Below are 25,489 nucleotides of genomic sequence, written 5' to 3'. Positions count from 1 at the left end.
GGCACGCGGCTCGCTACGGAGCACCGTTCATGGATCGCGATGCCGCCGTTCGTGCGGTCGCGCTGGCTGCCATTCCGCTGATCGCTGGCGGTCTGTATCTCGCGCGGGATCGCCACGCTGCCGTCGCGGCGACCACGAGCGCGAGCGCCGCGTCCGCGCCGCCGGAGCCTCGCGGCCTCGGGGCCCTCGCGGGGTTGATCTCCGAGCGCGGGGAGGCCGCCCTCGCCGAGCAGAAGAGCGCGAGCCCCAGCGCTCGCGCGGCGCCGAGCGCTCCGCCCGCCGATGCCATCGCGGCGACGAATCTGCCCCTGGCCGATGCCAAACCCACTGCGCCGCGCGTGCGCGAGAAGCCGGCACGCGGTGCCTGTTCCGGCGTCGAGGTGCGCCTGATCACCGAGTCCGACGATCCAACCTGGGCGTTCGCCTCCCTCTCACCCGCCGCCGGAGAGCGCGCCGTGATCCGTCGTGTCGGCGAGAGCATCGGCGGCATGCGAGTCGTGAAGATCGAATGGGATCGCGTCTGGCTGGCAGGTGGCGGAGGCCGCTGCGCCGCAGCCATGCTTTTTGGAGCGCGGGAAGCCGCCGAGGCCGACGAAGGCACGCCGAAAAGACGCCGCCACCGCCTGCCCGACGAGCTCAGAGCAGAGAAACCCTGGCGGCTGAGCGGCGAGATGATCAACGGCATCGAGAAGCTGAGTGAGAGCGAGTTCGCCGTCGATCGCGGGCTCGTCTCCGCCATCTACTCACAGGCGGGCAGCCTGCTCGCGGGCGTCAAGATTGAACCCGTGCGCGACCAAGACCAGGTGGTGGGTTTCGAGCTGGGTGAAGTCCGCACCGATTCGCTGCTGGAGCGCCTGGGGGTCGAGACCGGCGACCGCGTGCTCAGCATCGACGACACCCCCGCACGCGACCTGGAGGCGCTGGTTGGTGCCCTCGGTCGAGCCCGGGAGAAAGACCGCTTGATCGCGAAGCTCGAGCGTCAGGGTGAAGCGTTCTCGCTCCGAGTGACGGTCAGGTAGCTCGGCGCTCGATCACTTTTCGAGGAACGTCGGGATCGGAAAGCCGTAGCTCTCGACGATCTTCACCTCGTCCGCCGTGAGTGACATGGCTTCGAAGGTGCCCTTGGTCGGATCTTTGCCGACTCCGTTCAGCTTCACGGCCTCGACGCTGAGGCTGCCGGTGCCGCGCCAGCGGTCATCGTCGTGATGCCGGAACACGCCGCTGATGCGGGTGTTCTCCGCGTCGACCAGGATGCCTCCCGAGCCTACGGTCACCTCGATCAAGAACGGCGCCGTGCCGAAGGCGGTGGTCTGGTTCGCCTCGTCGCGCGCGAACCCGTCGGCGATGAAGAAGTAACCGTTCGGCGGATCGGTCTCGGGCAGAAAATCCACGTACTGCTCGAGCGCGGTTTGTTTCTCGCTCGGCTTCGCGCAGCGAGGGCTGGGCACGAGTGCACAGATTGGTGTGTCCGTCGGGCAACTGGACGGGCATCCGGGACGCTTGTTGAGCGCTGGAAGCCGGTTGCCGTTGGTGAAGTTCGCGCGCCAGGCGCCGGTCTCGGGGTCGACGACCATGTAGGCAAAGACCTGGATCTGCACCGCCAGGAAGTCGACGTTCATCAGGAAGTAGTAATAACCCGTCGGCAGCGCGGTCTTCCCTCCGCCCTCCAGCTGGTACACGAAGGGCGAACGGTTTCGCGGAACGGTGGCGTGACCGTCGAGGTCCTCGAGGCCCGGCTCCACCAGGAACAGGTACGGAGTCGCGATCGAGAACGCCTTCGTTGGATCGATGCTCAGGCGTGTTTCGGTGAAATCGAAGGTTCCGCCGTAGGAGCGCTCTTCGTCCTCGGGAGCCTTGCCATCAAACTCCACCAGGGTGTTCTTCTTGAACCCCTCGAGGTCCGGCGGATCTTGCTCGTCGAGCAGGTTCTCTTCCGGATCCATCACGGCCTTGACCAGCTTCACCCGCAGCGAGTTCTTGACGATGGGCTCGGAGAAATTGACGACGAAGGGCGCGTCGGGCGCGATCGTCATGACGCCGTTGTCGAGCCCCTCGACGCTTGCCTTGGGTGGCGGATCGAACTCCTGGCAGGCGGACGCAACCAGGGCGAGACCCCCGAGGAAGAATGCCGAGCGAAGTGAGAGCATCTCCATTCTCCTTAGAACACGAAGGTGGTGCGGCCCTGGATCAGCACACTGCGCACGGCCTGGTTGTTCTCGTCGTTGAAGGCGTCGCCGGGGAAGAGCACCGCCCCCTCCAGGTCGAACAGGAAGTGGTCGAGGTACTTCCACTGAAAGCGCCCGTCGAGCTCCGCCCCGTAGAAATGGCCGGGTTTGCCGCCGTGGTAGTTGACGAGGTCGTCTTCGACACTGGCGCCGTCCCGTGCCTTCAAGCTTTCGGTGGGGTCGACGGTGCCGGCCGGCGCCCATGCCATCAACACCCCGGAGCGCAGCAGCACGTTCTTGTGGGGCCGGTAGTCGAACTGCGGAAACAGCGCGACGGCGTTGGTGAAGGAGCCCTCGGTGTCCACCCGCTCGGCGGGGAACGTGTCGGCCCCGATGCGTCGGAGCAGCACCACCCCGGCGGCTGCCGAGCGCGCTGACTCGAAGGCCAGGATACGCTCGAACATCAAGAGGCCGACGTTGTTGTCCTCTGCGAACAAGAGCTGAGTCAGCGCGGAGCCCGGGTTCGGGTTGTGGTCGCCGGTCGCGAGATCGGCCTCCAGATAGGCGGTCCACGTCGGTTCGTCCCAGCGTACGACCGCGCGGGCGCCGAACTGCTCCACCCGCTGTCTGACGATGGGGTCGTTGTTGATCAGCGACAACGCCTCACTCACCTCGCGAGTTCGTCCAAAAATGCCGACCCCTTCGATGCCTGCCGAGAGGCGATCGATCTTTGCCACGGCCTTCACGTCCACGATGTTGACGCTGGTGTCGTAGAAACGCTCCCAGCGGTGGGCGTAAGTACCCTGCAGCTCGAGGTGAGTCCGGTGGGTGGGCTGAGGGTCCAGAAAGCGTACGGCGCCGCCGGCTCCATGCAGATCGTCGCCAAACAGCCGAATGTCTTTGGACGCGGCGCGGTCGTAGAACGCCGCCAAAAATAGGCCGCGGTCCCGCGAGCGGTCGCGGGCGCTCTCTTCCTTCAAGCCCTCGAGGGGTTTGGTCGCGAACAGGATGCGGTCCGTCGAGTCGCCGGCGTTCGAGTAGCCAAAACGATTGGCGCGGCCGTCTCCGTCCGACACCAGGAGCGACACCCCCTCGGTCGTGGGCTGACGCCCGATGCGCAGCATCCCCACGGGCGTGATGATTTCTCCGTAGGCGCGCCGCAGCTTGAGCGGCTCGCTGGGCACCAGCACGTAGCCGTAGCTGTCCGGATCGAGCTCGTCGCCGCCGACGTACCCGATGCCGGGCTTGGCGTTGTTCGGGTTGGTCGCAGCAACCCGGGTGCCGCTGTTGGGGGATGGGTCGTCGCCGAAGGTGCCGTTGTCACCCCAGAGTGTTCCATCGAGGCCGTCGATGCTCATCACGAAGCGGACCTTTTCGTCGTAGTCCACCTTGGCGTCGAGGCGCAGGCGATGCTCGATGAAGCTCGCGTTGCGGTGTTTGACGCCGCTGAGATCCAGGGGCTTCACGTAGAGCCAGTTGGCGCGGTACTCGGCTCCGACCTCCAGGCCGTAGTCGCCGAACTCGTGCCGGGTCGGCACACCCAGCCCGTCGTCGTCGGACCAGGGCTCGAGGGCAAGCGCACGCGCCGGGGCGAGTGCGACCATGAACGAGAGGAGGAGCGGCGTCCCGAATCGTCGCATCAGACCGAACACGCTAGCGGACGCTGCCCTGTGCGAGAAGCACCTGGCGGGGTGTCCCGGGCCTGTGCAAGGCTCCGAGTGGACGAAATGGCAGACAGAGCGCTGGTCACAGGAGCCGCCGGGTTCATCGGCTCACACGTCGCAGATCAGCTTCTATCCCGAGGTTTTTCGGTCATTGGCTTCGACAATTTCGATCCCTATTACGACCCGGCCCAGAAGCGGCGGAACGTGGAGAGTGCCCGCCGAAATCAGCGCTACGAATTGATCGAGGGGGACGTCCGGGACCGCTCGGGTCTCGACGCGGCCTTCGAGCGCGCTCGCCCGGACGTGGTCGTGCACCTCGCGGCTCGGGCTGGCGTACGGGCCAGCGTCGATGATCCGCTCTCGTACGTGGAGGTCAACGAGGTCGGGGGGCTATTCGTGCTCGAGGCCTGCCACGCGCGCGGCGGTGTGCCGATCGTGTTCGCCTCGACGTCGAGTGTTTATGGAGGCGGAGCCGAGCCGCCTTTCCGCGAAGACGACCCGGCGGTGACCCCGCTGTCGCCCTACGCCGCGAGCAAACGCGGCGCGGAGCTGATGGTGCATGCCTTCCATCACCTGCACGGCAGCCCCGTCGCCGTGGCGCGATTTTTTACCGTCTACGGTCCGCGAGGCCGCCCCGACATGGCCATGGCCTCGTTCACCCGCGACATCCTGGCGGGGCGCCCGATCCGCCTGCACGGCGAGGACACGGCGCGGGACTTCACCTACGTGGACGACATCGCGGAAGGCGTGATGGGTGCGATCGATTGGGTGCGTCGCACACGTGGCCTCGACACCTTCAACCTCGGCCGCAGTGAGCCCGTGCTCGTGCGGCGTCTGATCGAGCTGCTTGCGGCGGAGCTCGGCGCACCGGCCAATGTCGTTCTGGGCGAGCTCGGCGCGAGTGAAGTTTCCGTCACTTCCGCGGACGTCTCCAAGGCGGCTGCCGCCTTCGGTTACGCCCCGAAAATCGCCCTGGCGGAGGGAGTGCGTCGTTGGGTGGAGTGGACCCGCAAGAGTGAAGAAGCGCCGGCGGAGCTCCGAGGAAAACCGTGAACGAGGCGCTCGCGCCCGCACCGGCGGCGCTGCCGCTCTGGCGGCGTGTGATGCCCTTTGTGCTCGCGGTCCTCTTGCTGGGTTTCGTGCTCGTGCGCCTGGACTTCGCCGCGTTCTGGGCTGCCGTCTCGCGCACCCACTACGTGCTCTTTTTCCTGTTCACGATCCTGTTCAACGTGGCGCTGCTCGCTGCCGACGTGCTGGCGACCCAACACGTCTACAACCGCCTGGTCTGCCCGGTGCGGTACTCCGAGCTGTTCGTGATCCGCGCCGCGTCGTACCTGCCGAGTCTGCTCAACCATCACATTGGGCAAGCCTGGCTGACCTTCTTCATGGCCAAGGTCTACAAGGCTCCGCTCTGGCGGGTGGCGGGTGCGACGCTCTTGGTCTACGCAACGACGTTCGGGTGTGTGTATCTGATCGGGGCGGCCGCGTTGCCCTTCAATCATGGGCGTGTGGCCTGGCTCGCGCCGACCACCGGTCTGATCGGCGCGTCCGGTCTGGTGTACATGCTGGTCATTGGTCTCAAGCCGTCGATCTTGAAGGCCCGCCAGGCAACCTCGGCGCTGCTCGAGTCCGGCGTGCGCGGGCACCTCGTGGCGCTCGCCTATCGGCTGCCGCACGTCGTGGTTTTGTTCATCGGGACCTGGGTGCCGTTCATGTTTTTCGGCGTCGAAATCCCATTTGCCGACGCGCTGGCGTACGTGCCCATCGTGATGCTGGTGACGGCGCTGCCCATCACTCCGCAGGGTGTCGGCACCCGAGATCTGGTGGCTTTGCAGCTCCTGGCCGGTTACGCCAGCGGGTCCGCCAGCGAACAGACGGGCGCGATCGCGGCAACGACTTTGTCGTGGGCCTGTGCGCTCACCCTGGTTCAGGTTGGGTTCTCGCCACTGTTCATGCGACGCGCGCAGCGCATGTTGCAGGCCTGAGGGCGATCATATTGCGTAGCGGCCGGCCGCTCTCGCGCTGGCTTGGGCTTGACGTGCTCGGCACGGCGCCGGAAGGTGTTTGCCGCCCTCGGAGGCACCATGTCGAGCATACGCCCCCCGCCCCACCTTCCCCGCGTCGTCATCGAGCGCATCACGCCTGAGCTCGACGGCGGTCGTCACCCAGTCAAGTGCGTCGTCGGCGATACCGTCCGGGTGAGCGTGGACATCTTCAAGGATGGACACGACCTGATCGGCGCGCAGCTGCTCTACCGCGGGCCCGGCGAACAGCTCTGGCGCGAAGCACCGCTCGAGCACGACTACGATCTAGACCGCTGGTCCGGGCGCTTCGTGCCCGATCGCATCGGGGCGTGGGAGTACAGCGTGGAGGCCTGGCCCGATCCGTTCCGAACCTGGCGCGAAGATCTGAAAAAACGCCTCGACGCGGGCCAAGACGTCACGAGCGAGCTGCTCGAAGGAGCCCAGCTCGTGGCGCGCAAGCTGGCCTGGATCGGCGCGGAAGCGTCCCTCGAGCTCTCGAGCTCGGCCAAGGCCCTCGCCAACGTCGATGCAACGAACGACGCGCGGCTGGCCGTTGCCTTCAGCAAGAAGCTGCAAGAAGGCATGCTCGGACCGCTCGATCCGGAACACAGCACCCGCTACGAGAGCCGCAGCCTGACGGTGGATCGGCCGCTTGCGCGTTTTGGCGCGTGGTACGAGCTGTTCCCGCGCTCGCAAGGGACCGTGCCGGGCAAACACGGCACCTTCGCCGACGTCGAGCGGCGGCTCCCCGATCTCGAGGCGCTCGGGTTCGACGTGCTCTATCTGCCACCCGTGCATCCGATCGGACCGACTCACCGCAAGGGGCGCAACAACGCCACGAGCGCCGAGCCCGGAGACGTGGGCAGCCCGTGGGCGATCGGCGACCGCAGTGGGGGGCACACCGCGCTGCACGCGGAGCTAGGCAGCTTTGAAGATTTCCGGAGCCTGGTGAACAAAGCCCGCGCGCACGGGATGGAGCTCGCACTCGATTTCGCCCTGCAATGCTCGCCCGACCACCCCTGGATCCACGACCACCCCGAGTGGTTCTTCGTCAGGCCCGACGGCACGCTGCGCCACGCGGAAAATCCTCCCAAGAAGTACGAGGACATCTACCCGCTGAACTTCTGGTGCTCCGATCGCCACGCGCTCTGGACGGCCTGCCGCGACGCCATGCTGTTCTGGGTCGATCACGGGGTGAAGATCTTCCGCGTCGACAACCCCCACACCAAGCCGCTGGCTTTCTGGGAGTGGGCCATCGCCGAGATCCAGCGCCGGCACCCGGACGTGATCTTCCTGGCCGAGGCCTTTACGCGCCCCAAACGCATGCGTGGGCTCGCCAAGCTCGGCTTCACGCAGAGTTACACCTACTTCACCTGGAAGAACACGTCGTGGGAGCTCCGGGAGTATCTGGACGAGCTCGCGAGCAGTGAGATGGCCGAGTACTACCGGCCGAACTTCTTCGCCAACACGCCGGACATCTTGCACGAGTACCTGCAGGACGGCGGGCGACCGGCATTCCGCATCCGGTTGCTCTTGGCGGCCACGCTGAGCCCGACCTACGGCATCTACAGCGGCTACGAGCTTTGTGAGAACACCCCCGTGCGGCGTGGCAGTGAGGAGTACCTGGACTCGGAGAAGTACGAGATCAGGCAGCGCGACTGGCAGGCTCCCGGCAACATCCGGGCGGACATCACTCGCATCAACCGCATCCGGCGTGAGCACCCGGCGCTGCAGCGGCTCGCGAATTTGAGTTTTCTGCCGAGCGAGAACGAAGCGGTGCTCGCGTACCTGAAGCGCGACCCGACCGAAGACCTGATCATCGTCGTCACCACAGACCCACACAAAGTGCACGAGTCGTTCGTGGAGGTGCCGGTGGACGAGCTGGGACTGGGAGAGCACCTGCCCTACACCGTCGTCGATCTGCTGACCGACGAGCGCTACGAGTGGCACGGGTCGCGCAACTACGTGAAGCTGGATCCCGCGGAAAAAGTCGGCCATGTGCTGCGCATCGTGCGCAGCGACGCCGAGGCCTGATAGGGTCGCCCTCGCGTGCGCGTCTGGCCTGGTGACCCTGATCCGCTTGGTGCGACCTGGGATGGCGAGGGCGTCAACTTCGCCCTGTTTTCCCACGACGCGGAGGCCGTCGAACTGTGCCTCTTCGACGATCACGGCGTCGAGACCCGCGTGCTCCTCAAGGAACGGCACAACCGCGTGTGGCACGGCTACATGCCCGACGTGCGTCCGGGGCAGCTCTACGGGTATCGGGTGCACGGTCCCTACGCGCCAGAGCTGGGTCAGCGCTTCAACCCACACAAACTGCTGCAAGACCCCTACGCCAAGGCCATCAGCGGCAAGTACGAGTGGCACCCTTCCGGGTTCGGCTACGAGACCAAGCTGGGCTTCGATGATCGCGGCTTCTCCGAGGAGGACAGCGCGCCCCACGTGCCCAAGAGTGTCGTCGTCGATGACGCCTTCACGTGGGGTGACGACCGCGCCCCGCAGACACCCTGGAGCCGAACGGTCATCTACGAGTGCCACGTCAAGGGCATGACCCAGCGTCACCCGGGTGTCTCGCCGCGCTTGCGCGGCAAGTATCTCGGGCTGGTGTCCGACCCCATCCTCGACCATCTGCTCTCACTCGGCGTCACGGCGGTCGAGTTGCTCCCGATTCACCATCGCGCGTCCGAGCGACACCTGCACGAGCGCGGCTTGGAGAACTACTGGGGCTACAACACCCTCGGTTTCTTTGCGCCCGATGCGCGCTTCGCGTCCCACGACCGCGGCGCACAAGTGCAAGAGTTCAAGACCATGGTGAAGGCGTTTCACCGGGTCGGCATCGAGGTCTTGCTCGACGTGGTCTACAACCACACGTGCGAAGGCGACCACAGCGGTCCCACGCTGGCTTTCCGGGGCATCGACAACCGCGCCTATTATCACCTGGACCCGACCAACCCCCGCCGTCACGTCGATTTCACGGGCTGCGGCAACAGCCTCAATCTGTGCCACCCGCGGGTGTTACAGCTCACGCTGGACAGTCTCCGTTACTGGGTCTCCGAGCTGCACGTCGATGGTTTCCGGTTCGACCTGGCACCAGCGCTCGCGCGCGAGCCCACCGAGTTCTCGAGCTTCGCCCGGTTCTTCACGACCATCCAGCAAGACCCGTGTCTGTCGCGGGTGAAGCTCGTGGCCGAACCGTGGGATCTTGGCCCCGCCGGTTATCGACTGGGTGCGTTTCCTCCGCAGTGGGCCGAGTGGAACGGTCGTTATCGCGACGTGGTGCGCCGGTTCTGGCGTGGTGACGAGGGCCAGGTACCGGAGCTGGCAGCGCGCTTGTCGGGTTCGAGCGACGTGTTTCAAGGGAGCGACCGCGGCCCACACGCTGGCGTCAACTTCGCGACCTGTCACGACGGCTTTTCGTTGGCGGACGTGGTCAGCTACGCGGGCAAGCACAACGAGGCGAACCAGGAAGCGAACCGCGACGGCACCGACGAGAACTTCAGCACGAACTGGGGGCGCGAAGGCGCGACCGACGATCTGGAGATCAAACGGCAACGCCAGCGCATGCAAAAGAACTTCTTTGCCGTGCTGGCCTTCTCCCAGGGGGTGCCGATGATCTCGCAGGGGGATGAGCTCGGGCGCACGCAACTCGGCAACAACAACGCCTACTGCCAGGACAACGAGCTGTCGTGGGTCGACTGGGAGCCGACCCCGGAGTCGAACTTGTTGCTCGACTTCGTGCGCAAGGTGTTCGGCCTCCGCGCGGCCAACCCCGTGTTCCGGCGGCGGCGGTTTTTCGCCGGTGATCAGGTCACTTCCAGCGGCATCAAGGACGTGCAGTGGCTCAGGCCCGATGGCCGCGAGATGGCCACCGAGGACTGGCACCTGGCGAAGAACCGAGTGCTCGGCATGCTGGTGCCCGGGCGTGCTTCGGACGAGCTCGACGAGCGTGGTCGACCCAACATCGGGCAGACGTTGCTGCTCTTGCTGAACGCCTCGACGCGCGCGCGACAGTTCGCGCTCCCGGTCGTGCCCGGCTCGGGCAAGTGGACCGAGGTGGTGAACACCGCCCAGCCTGCCAATCGTGTGCCCCGGGGCAGCACGATCCAGCTGCCGTCTCACTCCGTGGTACTGCTGGGTCGAGATGACGACTGAGCGGCCGCCGATCGAAATTGAGAGCGCAGACGACGAGGGCCTGCTCGGCCTGGTGACACGCGCCGAGCACGCGGTCCTGGACTCGACGACGGAGCCGGTCGGAGTGCTGCGGCTCGAGCTCGTCAGGCCACACGACGAGTCGAGTCCGGAGCACCCGCTCGTGGCCGTCGAGGCGGCCTTCGTCGAGCGTGCGGGCAGCGGAGTGGTCGAGCGCCTCGAGGTGCACTACTGCCGGCGGCTCGACCAACCCGTCGAGCCGAGCTTGCTGGCCGGAGTGCTCGAGGGCTCCGGCGGCAGCGAATACACGAGCCTGTGCCTGCGCGACGACGAACGGGAGTTGCTCGACGCAACCTTGCATTTCGGCTCCGTCATCAAGCTCTTTGGGACGTGCACCGCGCTGATTGCCGACCGGCTCTCGCCCGAGCAAGTGAGCGCGTGTCGTTTTGTGCTCGCTGCGCTCGGCGTGGGGCTGCGGGAGTCGGGTGGCGAGCTGACGGCGTCGCGCCGTCGCTTGGGTGGGACGCCCGGGGTATCCGCGCAGGTTGCGGTGATCGAACGCGCCCGCGAGCGCGGGCTCGACGTCGCGCTCTATGCGTCCACGCTGCCCCTCACACGGAGCGCGCGCCTGGCTATTGCTGGACCGACCGACGCTGCGCGGCTGTATGTCTCGCTCAGCCGCCAGATCCCGCGGGAGGCGACCAGCATTGCGCGGGACGCGGTCGCGCTGCGCGAGCTGGTCAGCCGGCAGCTGGCCTTTGATTTCGGAGGCCAGCGCTGGCGCGTCGAGAATGCTCACGGAGAGCGCGTGGAACACCGAGCGCACGGACCGCTGAGCGGGGGGGGCCCGGTCCACTGGTCGCTCAACTGGGGCGCGAAGCGCAGCTGACACTCGGCTGCGACTGGCCACACACGACCAGGCCCAGTAGCCTTCGCTCATCGTGGGCTCCGTCGCGCGCAACTCGAGCACGCTCTCTTGGCTCACCGCCGCGCTCTGGTTGTCTCTGGGGTCCTGCAGCCTGACGCAGAACCTCGACGACTTGAAGTCGACGGCTGACGCCGGCGATGCAGGCTCCGACGCGAGCGCTTGCAAGAAGAAGACGTGCAAGGAGCTCAACGCCAACTGTGGCCTCGCGCTGGACGGCTGCACGAGCGTGCTCGACTGCGGAACGTGCACCGACGGCAAGTACTGCGGTGGAGACGGACCGAACCGGTGCGGAGACTTCCCGTGTGTTCCTGCGAGCTGCGCCGATCTGGGCGCCGAGTGCGGGCAAGTGCCCGACGGTTGCGGCGCCATCATCGACTGCGCGGCGTGCACTCCGCCGGCGACCTGTGGTGGCGACGGCGTACCCAATGGGTGCGGTTGCAAACCGAAGACGTGTGAATCGGAAGCTGCTACCTGCGGCACGCTCGACGATGGTTGTGGCAACTCGCTCAATTGCGGTGTCTGCCAGCCTCCCACGACGTGTGGGCAGGCTGGTCAGGCCAACAGCTGCGGCTGCACCGCGAAGACGTGTCAGGAGCTCGGTGCGGATTGCGGCACGCAGGCCGATGGCTGCGGGGGCACGGTCAGTTGCGGCAGCTGTCCGAGCGGGCAGACTTGCGGTGGAGGTGGCCCGAACAAGTGCGGCGCGGGCCCGTGTGTGCCCAGCACCTGCAATGCACAGGGCAAAAACTGCGGAGACGTCTCCGATGGCTGCGGGAACAAGCTCAATTGCGGGAGCTGTTCGCCGCCCCAGACCTGCAGCGGGGGTGGGGTGGCGAACGTCTGCGGGTGCACCAAGACCACGTGCTCCGCGCTGGGCAAGAACTGCGGCTCTCCCCCCGATGCCTGCGGGGGCACACTCAACTGTGGCACCTGCACAGCGCCGGAGACGTGCAGCGCGGTGACGCAGAACGTGTGTGGTTGCGTCAAGACCAGCTGCCAAGCTCAGGGCAAGAACTGCGGCTCGATCCCGGACGGCTGCGGCGGAAACCTGAGCTGCGGAGCCTGTGTGGCACCCGAGAGTTGCAGCGGCGGCGGCGTGGCGAACGCGTGTGGTTGCACCAAGACGACCTGCCAGGCTCAAGGCAAGAACTGCGGGCAGATCTCCGATGGCTGCGGCGGCTCACTCGATTGTGGGTCGTGTTCCGGGCTCAACACCTGTGGGGGCGGCGGTACGCCCGGTGTGTGTGGCAGCGTGTGCGGCGAGGCGACCTGTGTTGCGCCCGAGAGCGCGTACATCAGTCACTTCACCGGGGCGGGCTGCACGGGCACGGAGAGTTACTATCTCCCGTACGACGGCTTCGCTTACAAGTGCCGGCCCTGGAATTCGGCCGGTGCGGTCTGTGGGACGATGAACCGAACCGAGACCAACAAGTCGTACAAAGACTCAGCGGGCAACTGCGTCGAAGCCTGGCCCTCCGGCAACACGTTGCCGGAGTTCGCGCGTGTGTATCGTTGAAAGGGGCCGAATGAAGAAGTTTCTGGCTGGCGCTCTGCTCGTTGGATCGGCGCTCTTGGCATGTTCGACCGAGGACACCGCTGGTAGTGGCGCAAGCGGTGGGGCGTCGAGCGGTGGCGCGTCGAGCGCTGGAAGTGGCGGCAAGACGGGCAACGGCGGCGCATCGGGCAGCGGCGCCGCAGGCAGCGGCGCCACGACTTCGAGCGGAGGGGCCGCCGGCAACAACACAGGCGGCGGCGGCGGCGTGGCCTACGACTGCAAGAACCCGGCTCCGGCGTGGCTGCTCTGCGACGACTTCGAAGGCATGGGCGCGGGCTTCGACAGCTGGCTCGCGAGCTCCCCCTGGACCGAGAACATCGGAGCCAAGGATCCCGGTCGCATGACCTCGTCGACCGAGGCGCACCGAGGCGGGTTTTCGCTCTACATGCCCGCTGCGGCCAGCGCGGGATATCAGGGAGCGGACCTCATGTTCCGAACTTGCAGCGGGCAAAACAAATCGGGCTGTGCGCTTACCGGTTACGACAAACTCTACTTTCGCGCGTTCTTCAAGCTGGCGCCGGATCACGAGCGGGTTCACCACTTCCTCTCCATCGGCGGCAGCCAAAAATACTGGGACGCCTACGGCAACGCGGGCTGCCGTCCCGACGGCACGCGTCACATGGGCACGACCGTCGACTTCAAGCCGCTCACCCACAGCACGTTCTTCTACTCGTACTTCCCGGACATGAAGTGCGAGTCCGCCGCCAGTTGCTCCAACTACGCCGACCCGAAGGCGATCTGCGACGGCTGCGCGACGAAGGGCATGCCGTGCACGAACGGACTCGAGTGTTGCTGGGGTGAGACCCTCGCGCCCAGTCCCGAGGTGACGCTGCCGCTCGACAAGTGGGTGTGCCTGGAGATGATGATGAAGGCCAATGATCCCGGGAAATCCAACGGAGAAATGGCCTATTTCATCGATGGTGTACCGGCGCACCAGCTGACGACGATGGCCTTCCGTGCGACCTCGGACCTGAAGCTCAACATGGTGAGGTTGCAGCACTACCTCGAGACCTCCGACGCCAAGAGTCATTCGAACCGCATCTGGTTCGACGATGTGGTCGTCAGCACCGAGCCGATTGGTTGTCAGTGATGTCGGAACTTTTGCGCGCGCTCGCGAGCAGGCGGCTCGGCGCAGCAAAATACGCGCGTCGAAGGGCGAGCCGCGCGCAGCGGTCGCCGCGCGCAGCGGTCGCGCGTCGAATGTGCTAACACCGCACCCCGATGGTAGAGACCCGTGTAGAACCCAAAGAGCTCGACGAAATCACGCTGATGCGCGGCCCAACCGAGGCCGTGCACCGACTCTTTCAGGGGGATCATCACGAGCCGCACCAAGTCCTCGGTGCGCACCCGCTCAGTATTGGCGGACGGAGCGGCGTCGTCGTGCGTGCGTTCCATCCCGATGCAACACGCGCCGAGTGCCTGCTGTCCGGCGGTCGAACCCTCGGGATGGTTGCCATCGAAAAGGGATTGTTCGCCGTGTTCGTCCCGGGCGAGGAGCTACCCCTTGCCTATCGGTTGCGGTTCCACTTCGCCGACGGGAAATCCTGGGAGCGAGGCGATCCCTATCGGTTCTTGCCGACGGTGGGCGAAGTCGACGCGCACCTGTTCGGTGAGGGCAACCATCGCCAGCTCTGGCGCGTGCTCGGCGCCAACCTGCGCACCATCGACGGAGAGAGCGGCACCGCGTTCGCCGTCTGGGCGCCGAACGCGCGCCGCGTGAGCTTGATCGCGGACTTCAACGGTTGGGATGGTCGCCTCTCGCCGATGCGCTCCCTCGGCTCATCCGGGATCTGGGAGCTGTTCGTCCCCGACGTTGCGCCAGGTGCCCTCTACAAGTTCGAGATCAAGACCCACGACGGTGGCCTGCGCTTCAAGGCAGATCCTCTGGCGCAGCTGGCCGAGCTTCCTCCGGCGACGGCGTCGGTGGTCAGCGAGTCGAGCCACGTGTGGCGCGACGGCAAGTGGATGACCGAGCGTGGCACCCAGGACGTGACGCGGCGTCCGATGAACATCTACGAGGTGCACCTCGGCTCGTGGAAGCGTGTGCCCGAAGAAGGGAACCGCTCCCTCAACTACCGTGAGGCGGCGGTGCAGCTCGTCGAGCACTGCAAACGCCTGGGTTTCACCCACATCGAGCTGATGCCAGTAGCCGAGCACCCGTTCTTCGGCTCGTGGGGTTATCAGGTCACGAGTTATTTCGCGCCGAGCACTCGTTATGGCTCACCCGACGATTTTCGCTGGTTGGTCGACCACTGTCACCAGAACGGCATCGGCGTCATCATCGACTGGGTCCCCGCGCATTTTCCGAAAGACGACTTCGCGCTGCGTCGTTTCGACGGCACGGCTCTGTATGAGCACGAAGATCCGCGGCTGGGCGAGCACCCCGATTGGGGCACGCTGATCTTCAACTTCGGCCGGCCCGAAGTGCGCAACTTCCTCCTGGCGAGCGCGCTCTACTGGCTCGTGGATTTGCACGTGGACGGCCTCCGGGTCGATGCCGTCGCCTCGATGCTCTACCTCGACTACAGCCGGGCCGAGGGCGAGTGGTTACCGAACGAACACGGCGGGCGCGAGAACATCGCTGCCATCGAGTTCTTGAAGGCGACCAACCACATCATTCGCGAAGAGGTACCAGGGGCCTTCACGATCGCCGAGGAGAGCACCTCGTGGGCAGGGGTGACGCGCGACGCACGCGAGGGCGGCCTCGGCTTCACGTTCAAGTGGAACATGGGCTGGATGCACGACACCCTGGAGTACTTCCGGAAAGACCCGGTGCATCGTGGTTATCACCAGAACCAGCTCACGTTCTCGATGATCTACGAGTTCCACGAGCGTTTCATCAACAGCATCTCCCACGACGAGGTCGTGCACGGCAAGGGTTCGCTCTACTCCAAGATGCCCGGGGACCACTGGCAGAAGCTGGCGAACCTGCGGCTCTTGCACGCCTACCAGTACACCCGCCCGGGCAAGCAGCTGGTCTTCATGGGCAACGAGATCGGCCAGGAGCGCGAGTGGAACCACGACGGGAGCGTGGACTGGCACCTGCTCGAGGAGCCGGATCGCCGCAAGCTCCAGGTCTTCTTCGAGGCGCTCGGGCGCCTGTACGCGGGCACACCCGCGTTCTGGGAGAACGATCCGAACCCGTACTCGTTCGAGTGGATCGACTGCAGTGACAGCGCGAACTGTGTGTTCAGCTTCCTGCGTCGCGGCGGTGGGCAGCACGTCCTGGTGGTCATGAACATGACCCCCGTGCCGCGCATGGACTATCGCGTAGGCGCGCCGGAGCCGGGTTCCTACGTCGAGCTTCTCTCCACCGACGACGTGGCGTTCGGCGGCAGCGACGTCGAGACGGCTTCGTTGGTCGAGACCGAAGAGGTTCCGGCCCACGGCCGGCCGCAGTCGCTGCGGCTCACGCTGCCGCCCCTCGGCCTGTTGGTGCTCGGAAGACCCGAGCCCTAGAACACCGATCAGCTTGCGCTGCTCGTGTTCTAGGACACTTACGTTGGGGCTGCGCCCCAAACCCCCGGCCTTCGACCGTGCGCGCTCCGCGCGCGAGCGCCGAACACATTGCAAGTCGCTGAAAACAAACGACGTTCAACCTGTTCGGCGCTCTAGCCTATACTCGGAGCCGAAGTGCCGGCCACGTACCGCAGCCTGGATCCAGATCAGATCATCGCGACGGTGGACCTGCTCGCGCGGCGCATCGAGGAGCGCTTCCCCGAAGCCAGCCTGGTGCACGTGGCCAAGGAGCTGACGCGAGTGGCGCAGGGCACGACCGCGCGCATCAACGAGCTGTCGCGCCCGAACCTCGGGCTGCGCGCCGGCGTCGGGTTCTTGCTGTTTGGTTTCATCGCGCTTCTCTGGACGGCACTGCGCACGCTGGGCCTGACGTGGTCGATTCGCGCCGGCACCGAGCTGATTCAGACGCTGGATGCCGTGCTCGAGGCGAGTTTTTTCATAGGCGGCAGCATCCTGTTCTTGGTCACGCTCGAGAGCCGCCTCAAGCGCCGGCGTGCGCTTGCCGAGCTGCACGAGCTGCGTGCGCTCGCGCACATCGTCGACATGCACCAGCTGACGAAGGATCCGGAGCAACTGCTCGAGGCTGGACCGCGCACCGAGTCGTCGCCGGCGCGCACGATGACGAACTTCGAGCTGTCGCGGTACCTCGACTACTCGACGGAGATGCTGGCGATGCTCGGGAAGATTGCGGCGCTCTACTCGGAGCACATGTCCGATCCGGTGGTGCTCTCGGCAGTCGACGAGGTCGAGGAGCTGACCACGGGCCTGAGCGGAAAGATCTGGGGCAAGATCGCGCTCATCGATCAGATCGCAGGACGGCGCGCCGAGCTTGCCGCCGCGGCGAGACCCGAAACCAGCCGCATCGGTCGCGGGACTTCGGGAGCAAGACGCCGGGCGAGGCGGGTCTCGCGGGGGTGAGCTCGAATGCGGGCGGCGCGCGGTCACGTGGTCCGTTCAAAAGACGCAACTGGCCGGCGCCTCGCGCAGATAGGGGCGGGCATGACTTTCTCCGTCCAGCGTAGGCCGGCGACCCACGTCGCCGTCCCGGATCCCCCCAAACCGTCGTCACCCGGCCCGGCCCGATCCCAGTGGCACGCGTTCGCTTCGCAGAAGCTCGGCCCCTATGATCACGACCTACAGGGGATCTATCGCCCGAAGGTGGACCGATGAGAGCGCTCACCCTGCTAATGTTGTTCGTCGCCTCGGCCTGCAACGACCCGCGCACGGCGACGCCGACGGCTGATGCGGGACCAGATTGCGACACACCGGCGAGCTGTTGTCAGGCGGGCGACGCCGGGGCGTGTGAAACGGCGGCGGAACGTGCTCCCGTTGCCGAGCGGCGGGCGCTCTTGGAGCGCGGCTGCGAGCTCGCAAGTGCAACCGCATGTCTACGCGGCGCGGTGCTGCACCTCGGTGGTGACGTCGTGCAGGCGCGGCGCATGGCAACGCGGGGCTGTGGTCTCGACTCTCGCGCCTGGGTTCCGGGTGCCGACGGCGAGTCGTTGTCCTGCGCCTTCTTCGATGGCGAGCTCATGGATCGCGCCGAGCAGCTCGGCGGCCGGTGCGCGAAGCGCGAGTCCGGGTCGTGCCGCGCCCTCGGCGATCTGCTGCGCCCGTACGACTCGGCTCAGGCGAAAGAGGCTTGGGCGAGCGAGTGCCGGGCTGGCGGCATCGACGCTGCGGAGAGTGACGAGTGCCTACATTTTCTGGAATTCTTGGCGACCCCGCCCCGCTGCCCGGCGTCGCCGCGCACCACTTCGCCGAGTTACGGACGTTGTCCGAGTGAGGCCAAGGGGCCACCGAAACACATGGGCCGGGTGCACATCACCAGCGCGACGGACGAAGCCTTACGAACGCTGTTCGTGAAGTCCGAGCCAATGAAATACTGCTACGCAGCGGGCTTGGTCGACTCGCCCAAGCTGAGCGGTACCGTGCGCCTGTCGGTGCGCGTCGACGCGCGCGGTCGGCCGTACAGCGTCTCGAGTGAAAAGAGCGCGCTGGCCGATCCGATGGCCCTCGAGTGTCTCGTGCGAGAGACCGCCGAGCTTCACCTGACCCCGTTGCCCGGTGCACAACAGACTGCCGTGATCGAGCTGCGGCTCGAGCCATGAGTGTGTGTCCGTGAATGAAAGGTCGCCCGGCCCTCAGGTCGCAAGTCCGCGAAGCTCGCGCAACACGTCGCGGACGACACGCTGCCCTTGGGTGTCGCCTGCCCAGTACGACTTCGCCCAGCCCGCCAGGAACCGGTAGAAGTCGACGGCCGCGATCGGGTAGAGCGCCCGCCACTCCGCTTCGAGTGCGTCCGCGTCGACCGACTGGCCCGCGAGCGCGCGCCGGAGGTGCGCGAAGTAGGCGTCCAGGTGCAGCTGCTCCTCGGGGTCGCTGCCATCGTCCGACCAGCTGCCGAGAAAGTAGGCCACGTCGCTCATGCCACAGCCGCCGCCGACGTACTGAAAGTCGACCGCCGCGACCGCGCCGTCGCCGAAGCAGAAGTTTGCGAGCTTGGCGTCGCCGTGCACCAGGGTGCGGAACTTTCCTGCGCGGAGCGCCGCATCGATGTGCGGGGCGGCGGCGCGCAGCTGCGCGTCTTCGATCGCGGCCAGCTCGTCCGGGCGCGTGGCGAGATGCCAGTAGGTTCCGGTCTTCCACAGCCCTTCGGGGGGTGTGTTCAGGAATCGCGCGTGGAACGCGGCGAGCCACGCGAGACAGCGATCGATGGCGGCCGCATCGAGGCCGCGGCCTTGGCGAATGGAGAAGCCCGCGGCGTCGAGGTCTTCGAGCACAAACAGCCAGCCCACGTCGGTTTTTTCCCCAGCAATCAAGCTTGGCACCCGACAATCGGCGTTGCTGCGTGCAGCGTAGGTTCGATACCAGGCGAGCTCCACGTCGTACGACTTGCACTTGCGGGCATGGGAGCGATCCGAAGCTCGCGACTGACGCGGCGGTTTCACCGACTTGATTACGGCCGTGTCCGAGTCTGCCCCGTGGAGGTGGACCCGATAGAGCTCGCCGTACCCGCTCCACAACGTCTGGATGTGGTCCCCTCGCTCGACGCGCGTTGCGCCGGTCGCGCGGGCGATGAAGCGCAGCTCACGGGCATCGCCGTGCATCGACGGGCGAGTCGGCATGTTCGAGATCTCGTACTCGCTCCTCCTCGCGGCGTCCCCACCCAAATCGTGTCATCATCGCCGCGACTCGTGCGCCTGATCACCATCCCCATCAGTCACTACTGTGAGCGCGCACGCTGGGCGCTGGACCACGCGGGTTTGTCCTTCGTCGAAGAGCAGCACCTCCAGATGTTCCACTGGCGCTACGTCAAGGCGGCGGGTGGCACCAAGACCGTTCCCGTCTTGGTCCTCGAAGACGGAGGCGTCCTCCGCGATTCGTCCGAGATCGTGCGCTACGCCAGCGACGCTACCGCTTCGGGGCAAGGTCTCTACAGCGGGGAGCCCGCCCTGGATCGCGAGATCCTCCGCCTGGAGCGCGGCTTCTGCGAGCCGTTCGGGGTCGAGGCTCGCCGGGTCATGTACTACCACTTCTTCCGCTGGGGTCGCCCCGCGCTCCGCTTCAACGCAGGCCGTGCACCACGCTGGGAGCGTCGAGTGCTGGAGCTCGGGTTTCCGTTGGCCAGCCGCTTCATGCACCGCTACCTGGACATCAGCGCGGACACGGAGCGGGCGGGCCGCGCGGTGGTGGACCGCGTGTTCGACGAGGTCGGAGAGCGTCTCGCGGGTGGAAAGAGATTCTTGGTTGGCGAGCGTTTCACGGCCGCCGATCTGACGTTTGCTTGCGGCTGGCGGCGGCGCTGACCTGCCCTCGAAACTACGGCGTGCCGCTGCCCACGCCGGATGAGCTTCCGGAGCCCGTGCGGGCATTGGTCGCGAGCTACCGCGCGCATCCGGCCGGCGCGTTCGCGCTGCGGATGTTCGATGAACACCGCTCGAGATCGACTGGCCATCCGCAGCGGTGTTGAAAAGGGCGGCGGGCTGGCACCAGGGTGACAATCCGGCGCGCTCCGATCTTGCGTGGCTGGTTCTCGCTGCGGCCATCGGGCTCGCGCGTCGTCGGCGCGCGGCCTGACTCAGCAACGCCGCGGAGCGAGCTGGGGTGAGCCAGCTCCGACTGCCCCGCGGCTCTTCGGCCCGACGGAGATGTGTTTTCGATCAGAAATCGAGGCCGACCGCCACGAGGGTACGACTGCCGCTGATCTCCTCCTCGATCGTGGCATCGACACCGCTGCCCGAGTAGTCGACCTTGCGCCCTTTGCCGCTGTACCACTGCTGAAGCAGATCGAAACGCAGGGCGACAGAGCCGACGTCCACGATGACTCCGCCCCCGACGCCGTAGCTCAGTGCAGCGTTCGACCCCTCGTCGAACTTGCAGTTGACCTGTTGCAGCTGTCGTTGATGGAGTCGTTCTCGTCTTTCAAGTCGGAGCCCGCGATGACGATGGCCGGCCCCACGAACAACCGCAGCGCCAGGGCCGTCGTGGGCCCGACGTCGAACACACCCTCTCCAATGGCCAAGAGCGAGAGATCACTGCCGACCTTGGCGCTGCCATCCGAGGTCTCCATCTTCGTGTTCGGCGCGAAGAGCAGACCCCCGCCGAGTCGGAACTGCGGGGACAGGTGACCGAAGAAGTCCGCGCCGAGCACCAGCCCCGACTTGTCGTCGTAGTCCTCGGTACGTATGCTCGGACAGTCCGAGCCCGCGCACTTCGTGTCGCGCTCCCGCTGCCCGTGACGATGTACCCGGCGCGCACCACGGCGGCGAAGCCAGAGCGCACTTTGTGGCGGCAGCGGCGGGAGCAGCCGCGGCGCCGCTTGCTGCGGGTGATGCGCCGGGTTGCGGTGCCGCGTGGGGCGGCGCCGCCGGCGGTGGTGCGCCAGCGGGTGGAGCTGCAGGCGGAGCGGCGGCGGGGGCGGCAGGTGGGGGCGCGCCGGCGGGGTCTCGGCGGGCGCGGGCGGCGGAGGCGGAGGCGCCACACACACTCCCCGCCTGGCAGACCGATCCGGCAGCATGCCGGCACGCATTCTTGCGCCCCAGCAGTGGAGACCCAGAGCAGGAGACTCGCTCCACAGACCGAGCCGAGGACCGTGTAAGTTCGCATATTCAACCCTCCGCGAGCGAGATACCCGCTCGGGAACCCCTGCACAAGCCGGCGGCTGCACAGCTGACGCCGCTCAGCCCAGCACGGGCCGGCCGATGCCGCGGTAGCGCAGGCCGGCGTCCCAGACGCTGCCGGGGACCAGGCAGTTGCGACCGTCGAACACCATCCGGCCCTTCATCGAGGTGCGGACCCGGTCGAAGTCGGGTGAGCGGTACTGGTTCCACTCGGTGGCCACGACCAGGGCGTCCGCGCCGCTGCAGGTCTCGTAGTAGTCGGCGCTGAGCGCGACCTTCTCCGCGATGCCGAGCTCTTTCAGCCGCACGAGCGCCGTCTCTCGCGCTTGGGGATCGGTCGCGCGCACGACGGCGCCCTTGTTCACGAGGTGCTCGATCAACTTCAGCGCAGGCGCCTCGCGGATGTCGTCGGTGCGCGGCTTGAAGGCCAGGCCCCACAGCGCGATCGTCTTGCCCGCGACACCCCCCAGATCAGCCTCCATGTGCTCGAGCAGCAGCCGTACCGGCTCGTCGTTGGCTCGTGTGGCCGCTTCTGCAACCCCCATCGGAATGCCGAGGTCCTTGGCTGTGTGCACCAGCGCCCGCAGGTCCTTCGGGAAGCAGCTGCCGCCGAAACCCAGGCCCGGATACAGAAATTGCAGACCGATGCGCTCGTCGGCGCCGACGGCGCTGCGCACGTCCTCCGCGTCGGCACCGACCACGTCGCATTGGGCGCGCGATCTCGTTCAGAACGGATCTTGGTCGCGAGCAGGGCGTTGGCCGCGTACTTCACGATCTCGGCGCTCTCGGGGCTCATGCGGTGGATGCGTTCCTTCTGGCGATTGAACGGCGCGTACAGGCGCGCGAGCACCTCGTACGCCTCATCGTCGTCGCAGCCGATCACGATGCGATCGGGCTGAAAAGTCGTTGACCGCGTCGCCCTCCTTCAAGAACTCGGGGTTCGAGACCACGCTGATGCGATGTTTGGCGTGACGCGCGACGACCTCACGCACCTTCTTGTTCATGCCCACCGGGACGGTGCTCTTGGTCACCAGCGCCAGATCGTTGGTGGCGCTCGCAGCCACGTCCTCGGCGACCTTCAGCACGTGCTGTAGATCTGCCGAGCCATCCTCGTTCGGCGGGGTGCCGACGGCGATGAACACGGCCTTGCGACCCGCGATGCTGTCCGCCAGGTTCGAGCTGAAGCGCAGCCGGTCCGGTGGTTCCGCTTCACCAGCTCGTTGAGCCGCGGCTCGAAGAACGGGACCTCGCCGCGCCGGAGTTTCTCCAGCTTGCTCTCGTCCACATCGACGCAAGTGACGTCCGTGCGACGTCGGCAAAACAGGCGCCCGCCACAGACCCATACCCTGAACCCACCACGGAAATGCGCATGATGCGGCTCACTCAGCGTCCATCGTCCGGGCTGTCGAGCCGCCCGAGCGCAGCCTCCCACACGGGAAGCCCTGAGCGGCGGCGTCCATGATCACCGTCACGACGCCGGCTGGCGCAGCGAGGTAAATGCGCGCGGGGATCACGTCCTCGTCCCCGGCCGCGAGGGCCTGGACCAGGGCGGAGCGTTTGCCAGCGCCACTGACCAATAGCAGCACTCGCCGCGACGCGAGCAGCATGTCGCGCCCGAGGCTGATGCGCGGCTCGACCCTCCGCCTGGGGTCACGGCAACGACACGTCCGGGCAAACGCACGGCGCCGGTGCCGGGAAAGAGCGACGCGGTGTGCCCGTCGTTGCCGAGGCCAGCAATCACCAGGTCCATGGGTGCCCCCGCACCGAGCTCGGCGTCGAGCACCTCCGTGTAGGCACGCGCCCCGGCCTCCGCGCCCAGCTCACCCAGCATGCGGAAGACGTGAGCGTCCGAGATCTTTTGTTCGATGTCGAGACCGCTCTCAGCCAGAGTCGATACGTCTCGCCTGGCGTGGACCGCCGGAGAGCGCGATGTTAGCAACACCGCGCTGGTCGATGGCGGTTGCGATGATGGTGGAGGCCAGCGTTCGGGCCTGCTCGGCGAGCTCACCGGCGTCGTTCGTCACCAGATTTCAGGCACGAGATTTCCATTCCTGGCAAACGCGAGCGCCTCTCGCACCAGCTCGTCGTCTCGAAAGCTGCGGATCGCGCGCTCCACCAGCTCCGCATCGTCGCGCCGGGGACCGAAAAGCGACGCATTGGTCCGACGCGCCCGGTGAGCTCACGGTCAACGACAGGTGCTCCCCATCGGCGCTGCGCTCGATGCGAGCTTCGAGCGGCCTGCGTCAACTCCGCGTGCAACACCACCGTAGCAGGCAGCCCGGCAACACGCCGTCTCGCGTTGCACTCTGCACACTGACGTGAACCGGCGTTCCGCTCTTGTCGCGGAGCGACGCATCCCAGCCGAGCCGCGCCGCGAGCCACGCGATCAGCAGCTCCGCTTCGACGCCCGCGCCGACGTGCCCCGGGCGCTCGGCGTGCACGATGTCAATCGCTCGGATCCGACCGAGCGCCGGGCGCAGACCGCAGTCGTCGAACACCCGCGCCAGCATTTCCGCGAGCGCCGGCCGCGAATGAAGGCAAGATCGTGGATTTTGCCTGCCCCAGTCCCGCGAGCTTGCCCGCGCGCTCGGCCAGCGAGCTCGGCGCTGTCGAGCTTGACGACCCCCGCCTCGGGGCACAGGGCCTCGACCACCGCGGCGGGTGCGCCGGGACCGACGAACAACGCCGTGGGCAGCGACGCTTCGATCAGCGAAGCGAGGATCGACGCCGCGCGTTTGCCCAGGAGTGCGCCGAACGTCAGGCTCACCCGCTCGGCGCACACCGCCTCTCGAAGCGTACCCGGCTCCACGCGGCAGACGGCCGACACCTCGGCGTCGAGGGCCCACGGTTCGAGGCGACCCTCCACACTCACGATGAACGTGCGCGCGCCGAGCCGAGCCGCGACGTCGTCGAGCGTCTCCAGGAACGATGGCTCGCGCTGACCGTGAACTGCGATCAGGTTGAGCGTGGTGGCGTGGGGTTTGATCTGTCCCGAGGCATCCGGCTGCCACAGGGCGCCCAGCTCGCGCTCGATGCGGGAGAGTGAGTCAGCTCACGCGCACGATCCGGTTTAGCTCCAGTGGTGCCCGTTCCGCGCCAGCATCGCGTCCCGCAGTTCCCCAGCGCCAGCCAGGTAGCTCGCCAGGAGCGCCGCGTTGTCCCGCCATGCCGCCGGGATCCGATCGACGAACGACCACACGCTCGACATCGTCGTGGCGCGTGAAGAAGCGTCGCATCACTTCGCATTATCGGCAGGAGCCGCTCGTAGGCCTCGGGGCTCTCGTGCCCGAACGCGGTGCCGTAGCGAAAATCCGTGGCAACGTCCCATCGCGACGCCTTGGCCGGGGATCTTGCTGGCAAACCGGAGTGCGATACCCTCGTCCGGCTAATGCGCAGCACCAACGAGTTCAGTTGCCTGAAGCCCCGAGGTGCTCTCGTCGAACAGCAGGTGGGGCGGCGGCCAGAAGTCGCCCGGTTTCCGGTGGCGTGTTTTGCCAGGCGTTTGCAGCGCAGATGTCAACTGGCACTCCATGGCGCACCAGTTCTCCGCACGCGCCTCGATCACGGCAACGGGTCTCAACGCTGCTCTCCCGAGCAACGTCAGGCTCCTCGCGGTAGCTGGGCACGGCGTCACCCCGGTTGACGCCTCGCGGCATTACTGTCCTCACCAGCGTGCTCGTGCGGATCTCTTCCGATACTGCGGATCTGCCACAGAGCGCGCAGGGCCTTCACCTTCTCGTCGCGTACGGCGTCGGCGTCCCAGGCGACGGGCACTCCATGGCGACCAGGGACAACAGCTGCAGCGTGGTGTTTTGCACGATGTCGCACATCAAGCCGTCTGCTCGTGAACTTTGCTCCGGCCTTCCGTGCCAATAGTCGGCCGTCAGCTCGACGTGAGACACGTGGCTGCGATTCCACAGCGGCTCGAATCGTGTTGCCCGAAGCGCAGCACCAGCAGGTTCTGCATCGTCTCTTACGAGGGTGGTGATCGATGCGAAACACCTGGCGCTCGTCCAGGAACCCCCGGAGGTCACGATGGGCTGCTTGGCCGAGGCCAGATCCACCCCGAAGGGTTTCTCGACGATCACCCGCGCGTACGGGGTGCCCGGCCGTCGGGTCGCGGGCACAGCCCGCTTCGACCGGCTGTTCGACGATGCCCCGCACGGCGTCGGAGGGACGGCCAGGTAGAGGTGCGCCCGCCGGCGGTGCCTCGGGTGCGGTCGAGCTCCTCCAGGGTCTCCTTCAGCTTCCGGTACGCGGTCGCGTCGTCAAACGCTCCTTGCGCGTAGTGCATGCGCCCGCAGATCATTCCGGGACCGGTTCGTCCAGCGGCTGCAGGCGCGCGCGTGCTTCTGGACCGAG

At 66.7% G+C, this 25,489-nt stretch carries 22 protein-coding genes and 1 pseudogene; 13 read left to right on the top strand and 10 right to left on the bottom strand.

Going from position 1 to position 25,489, the window contains the following annotated elements; all coding sequences use genetic code 11:
* Positions 1-29 precede the first annotated feature (29 nt).
* Entirely contained in the window at positions 30-1,019 is a 990-nt protein-coding gene (locus IPI67_00215) for a hypothetical protein (GenBank protein MBK7578602.1), read from the top strand.
* Between the two features lie 12 nt (positions 1,020-1,031).
* On the opposite strand, the gene IPI67_00210 is transcribed toward IPI67_00215, so the two are convergent.
* Positions 1,032-2,147 (bottom strand): hypothetical protein, encoded by a 1,116-nt coding sequence (locus IPI67_00210; GenBank protein MBK7578601.1) that lies wholly within the window; start codon positions 2,145-2,147, stop codon positions 1,032-1,034.
* An 11-nt stretch (positions 2,148-2,158) separates the two neighbouring features.
* On the bottom strand, positions 2,159-3,805 hold the full coding sequence (locus IPI67_00205; protein MBK7578600.1) for a hypothetical protein: 1,647 nt from the start codon (positions 3,803-3,805) through the stop codon (positions 2,159-2,161).
* A gap of 87 nt (positions 3,806-3,892) precedes the next feature.
* Between IPI67_00205 and IPI67_00200 the strand changes: the two genes are divergently transcribed.
* From IPI67_00200 to IPI67_00155, 10 genes are all read left to right on the top strand, one after another.
* The gene (locus IPI67_00200; GenBank protein ID MBK7578599.1) at positions 3,893-4,882 is read left to right on the top strand and encodes a GDP-mannose 4,6-dehydratase; all 990 of its coding nucleotides are present in this window, start codon (positions 3,893-3,895) and stop codon (positions 4,880-4,882) included.
* Positions 4,879-5,814, top strand: coding sequence for a flippase-like domain-containing protein (locus IPI67_00195; GenBank protein ID MBK7578598.1), 936 nt, complete (start codon positions 4,879-4,881; stop codon positions 5,812-5,814). The genes IPI67_00200 and IPI67_00195 overlap by 4 nt, the downstream gene beginning before the upstream one ends.
* A gap of 99 nt (positions 5,815-5,913) precedes the next feature.
* Complete coding sequence (locus IPI67_00190; GenBank protein ID MBK7578597.1) at positions 5,914-7,887, top strand: alpha-1,4-glucan--maltose-1-phosphate maltosyltransferase; 1,974 nt, start codon at positions 5,914-5,916, stop codon at positions 7,885-7,887.
* A gap of 15 nt (positions 7,888-7,902) precedes the next feature.
* A complete protein-coding gene (glgX, locus tag IPI67_00185) occupies positions 7,903-10,005 on the top strand; it encodes a glycogen debranching protein GlgX (protein MBK7578596.1) in 2,103 nt (700 codons plus the stop codon).
* Complete coding sequence (locus tag IPI67_00180) at positions 9,995-10,891, top strand: hypothetical protein (GenBank protein ID MBK7578595.1); 897 nt, start codon at positions 9,995-9,997, stop codon at positions 10,889-10,891. Before glgX ends, IPI67_00180 begins: the two co-directional genes overlap by 11 nt.
* 52 nt (positions 10,892-10,943) lie before the next feature.
* Complete coding sequence (locus IPI67_00175) at positions 10,944-12,446, top strand: hypothetical protein (GenBank protein ID MBK7578594.1); 1,503 nt, start codon at positions 10,944-10,946, stop codon at positions 12,444-12,446.
* 10 nt (positions 12,447-12,456) lie between these two features.
* A complete protein-coding gene (locus tag IPI67_00170; protein ID MBK7578593.1) occupies positions 12,457-13,575 on the top strand; it encodes a hypothetical protein in 1,119 nt (372 codons plus the stop codon).
* A gap of 179 nt (positions 13,576-13,754) precedes the next feature.
* The gene (gene glgB / locus IPI67_00165) at positions 13,755-15,944 is read left to right on the top strand and encodes a 1,4-alpha-glucan branching protein GlgB (GenBank protein ID MBK7578592.1); all 2,190 of its coding nucleotides are present in this window, start codon (positions 13,755-13,757) and stop codon (positions 15,942-15,944) included.
* Positions 15,945-16,118: 174 nt separating this feature from the next.
* Entirely contained in the window at positions 16,119-16,922 is an 804-nt protein-coding gene (locus IPI67_00160; protein MBK7578591.1) for a hypothetical protein, read from the top strand.
* Positions 16,923-17,170: 248 nt separating this feature from the next.
* The gene (locus tag IPI67_00155) at positions 17,171-18,115 is read left to right on the top strand and encodes a hypothetical protein (GenBank protein MBK7578590.1); all 945 of its coding nucleotides are present in this window, start codon (positions 17,171-17,173) and stop codon (positions 18,113-18,115) included.
* A gap of 33 nt (positions 18,116-18,148) precedes the next feature.
* Here the strand turns inward: IPI67_00155 and IPI67_00150 are convergent, their stop codons facing one another.
* Positions 18,149-19,114: a phosphotransferase gene (locus IPI67_00150; protein MBK7578589.1), complete on the bottom strand. Its 966-nt coding sequence runs from the start codon at positions 19,112-19,114 to the stop codon at positions 18,149-18,151.
* Between the two features lie 66 nt (positions 19,115-19,180).
* Here IPI67_00150 and IPI67_00145 point away from each other — a divergent pair, with 66 nt between their 5' ends.
* A complete protein-coding gene (locus IPI67_00145) occupies positions 19,181-19,813 on the top strand; it encodes a glutathione S-transferase (protein MBK7578588.1) in 633 nt (210 codons plus the stop codon).
* Between the two features lie 354 nt (positions 19,814-20,167).
* On the opposite strand, the gene IPI67_00140 is transcribed toward IPI67_00145, so the two are convergent.
* The 6 genes and pseudogenes from IPI67_00140 to IPI67_00115 all read right to left on the bottom strand — a co-directional run bounded on the left by IPI67_00140 (position 20,168) and on the right by IPI67_00115 (position 23,637).
* Positions 20,168-20,326 carry a hypothetical protein gene (locus IPI67_00140; protein ID MBK7578587.1) on the bottom strand — a complete coding sequence of 53 codons (159 nt, stop codon included), beginning with the start codon at positions 20,324-20,326 and terminating at the stop codon, positions 20,168-20,170.
* 26 nt (positions 20,327-20,352) lie between these two features.
* Positions 20,353-21,024 (bottom strand): hypothetical protein, encoded by a 672-nt coding sequence (locus IPI67_00135; protein MBK7578586.1) that lies wholly within the window; start codon positions 21,022-21,024, stop codon positions 20,353-20,355.
* A 162-nt stretch (positions 21,025-21,186) separates the two neighbouring features.
* Positions 21,187-22,498 (bottom strand): annotated as a pseudogene (locus IPI67_00130) (UDP-glucose/GDP-mannose dehydrogenase family protein).
* 8 nt (positions 22,499-22,506) lie between these two features.
* Positions 22,507-22,734 carry a hypothetical protein gene (locus tag IPI67_00125; GenBank protein MBK7578585.1) on the bottom strand — a complete coding sequence of 76 codons (228 nt, stop codon included), beginning with the start codon at positions 22,732-22,734 and terminating at the stop codon, positions 22,507-22,509.
* Positions 22,638-23,135, bottom strand: a complete 498-nt coding sequence (locus tag IPI67_00120; GenBank protein MBK7578584.1) for a 6-phosphogluconolactonase — start codon at positions 23,133-23,135, stop codon at positions 22,638-22,640. Before IPI67_00120 ends, IPI67_00125 begins: the two co-directional genes overlap by 97 nt.
* A 235-nt stretch (positions 23,136-23,370) precedes the next feature.
* Complete coding sequence (locus tag IPI67_00115; protein MBK7578583.1) at positions 23,371-23,637, bottom strand: glucose-6-phosphate dehydrogenase assembly protein OpcA; 267 nt, start codon at positions 23,635-23,637, stop codon at positions 23,371-23,373.
* Positions 23,638-23,672: 35 nt separating this feature from the next.
* Between IPI67_00115 and IPI67_00110 the strand changes: the two genes are divergently transcribed.
* The gene (locus tag IPI67_00110; GenBank protein ID MBK7578582.1) at positions 23,673-24,173 is read left to right on the top strand and encodes a hypothetical protein; all 501 of its coding nucleotides are present in this window, start codon (positions 23,673-23,675) and stop codon (positions 24,171-24,173) included.
* Between the two features lie 682 nt (positions 24,174-24,855).
* Here IPI67_00110 and IPI67_00105 read toward each other — a convergent pair.
* Positions 24,856-25,254 carry a hypothetical protein gene (locus IPI67_00105; GenBank protein MBK7578581.1) on the bottom strand — a complete coding sequence of 133 codons (399 nt, stop codon included), beginning with the start codon at positions 25,252-25,254 and terminating at the stop codon, positions 24,856-24,858.
* Positions 25,255-25,489: the final 235 nt, after the last annotated feature.

It is taken from the genome of Myxococcales bacterium (assembly GCA_016706225.1).
GTDB lineage: Bacteria > Myxococcota_A > Polyangia > Polyangiales > Polyangiaceae > JADJKB01.
Note: the sequence above shows the minus strand (reverse complement) of the source record. Positions and strands in the feature narration are given on the sequence as shown.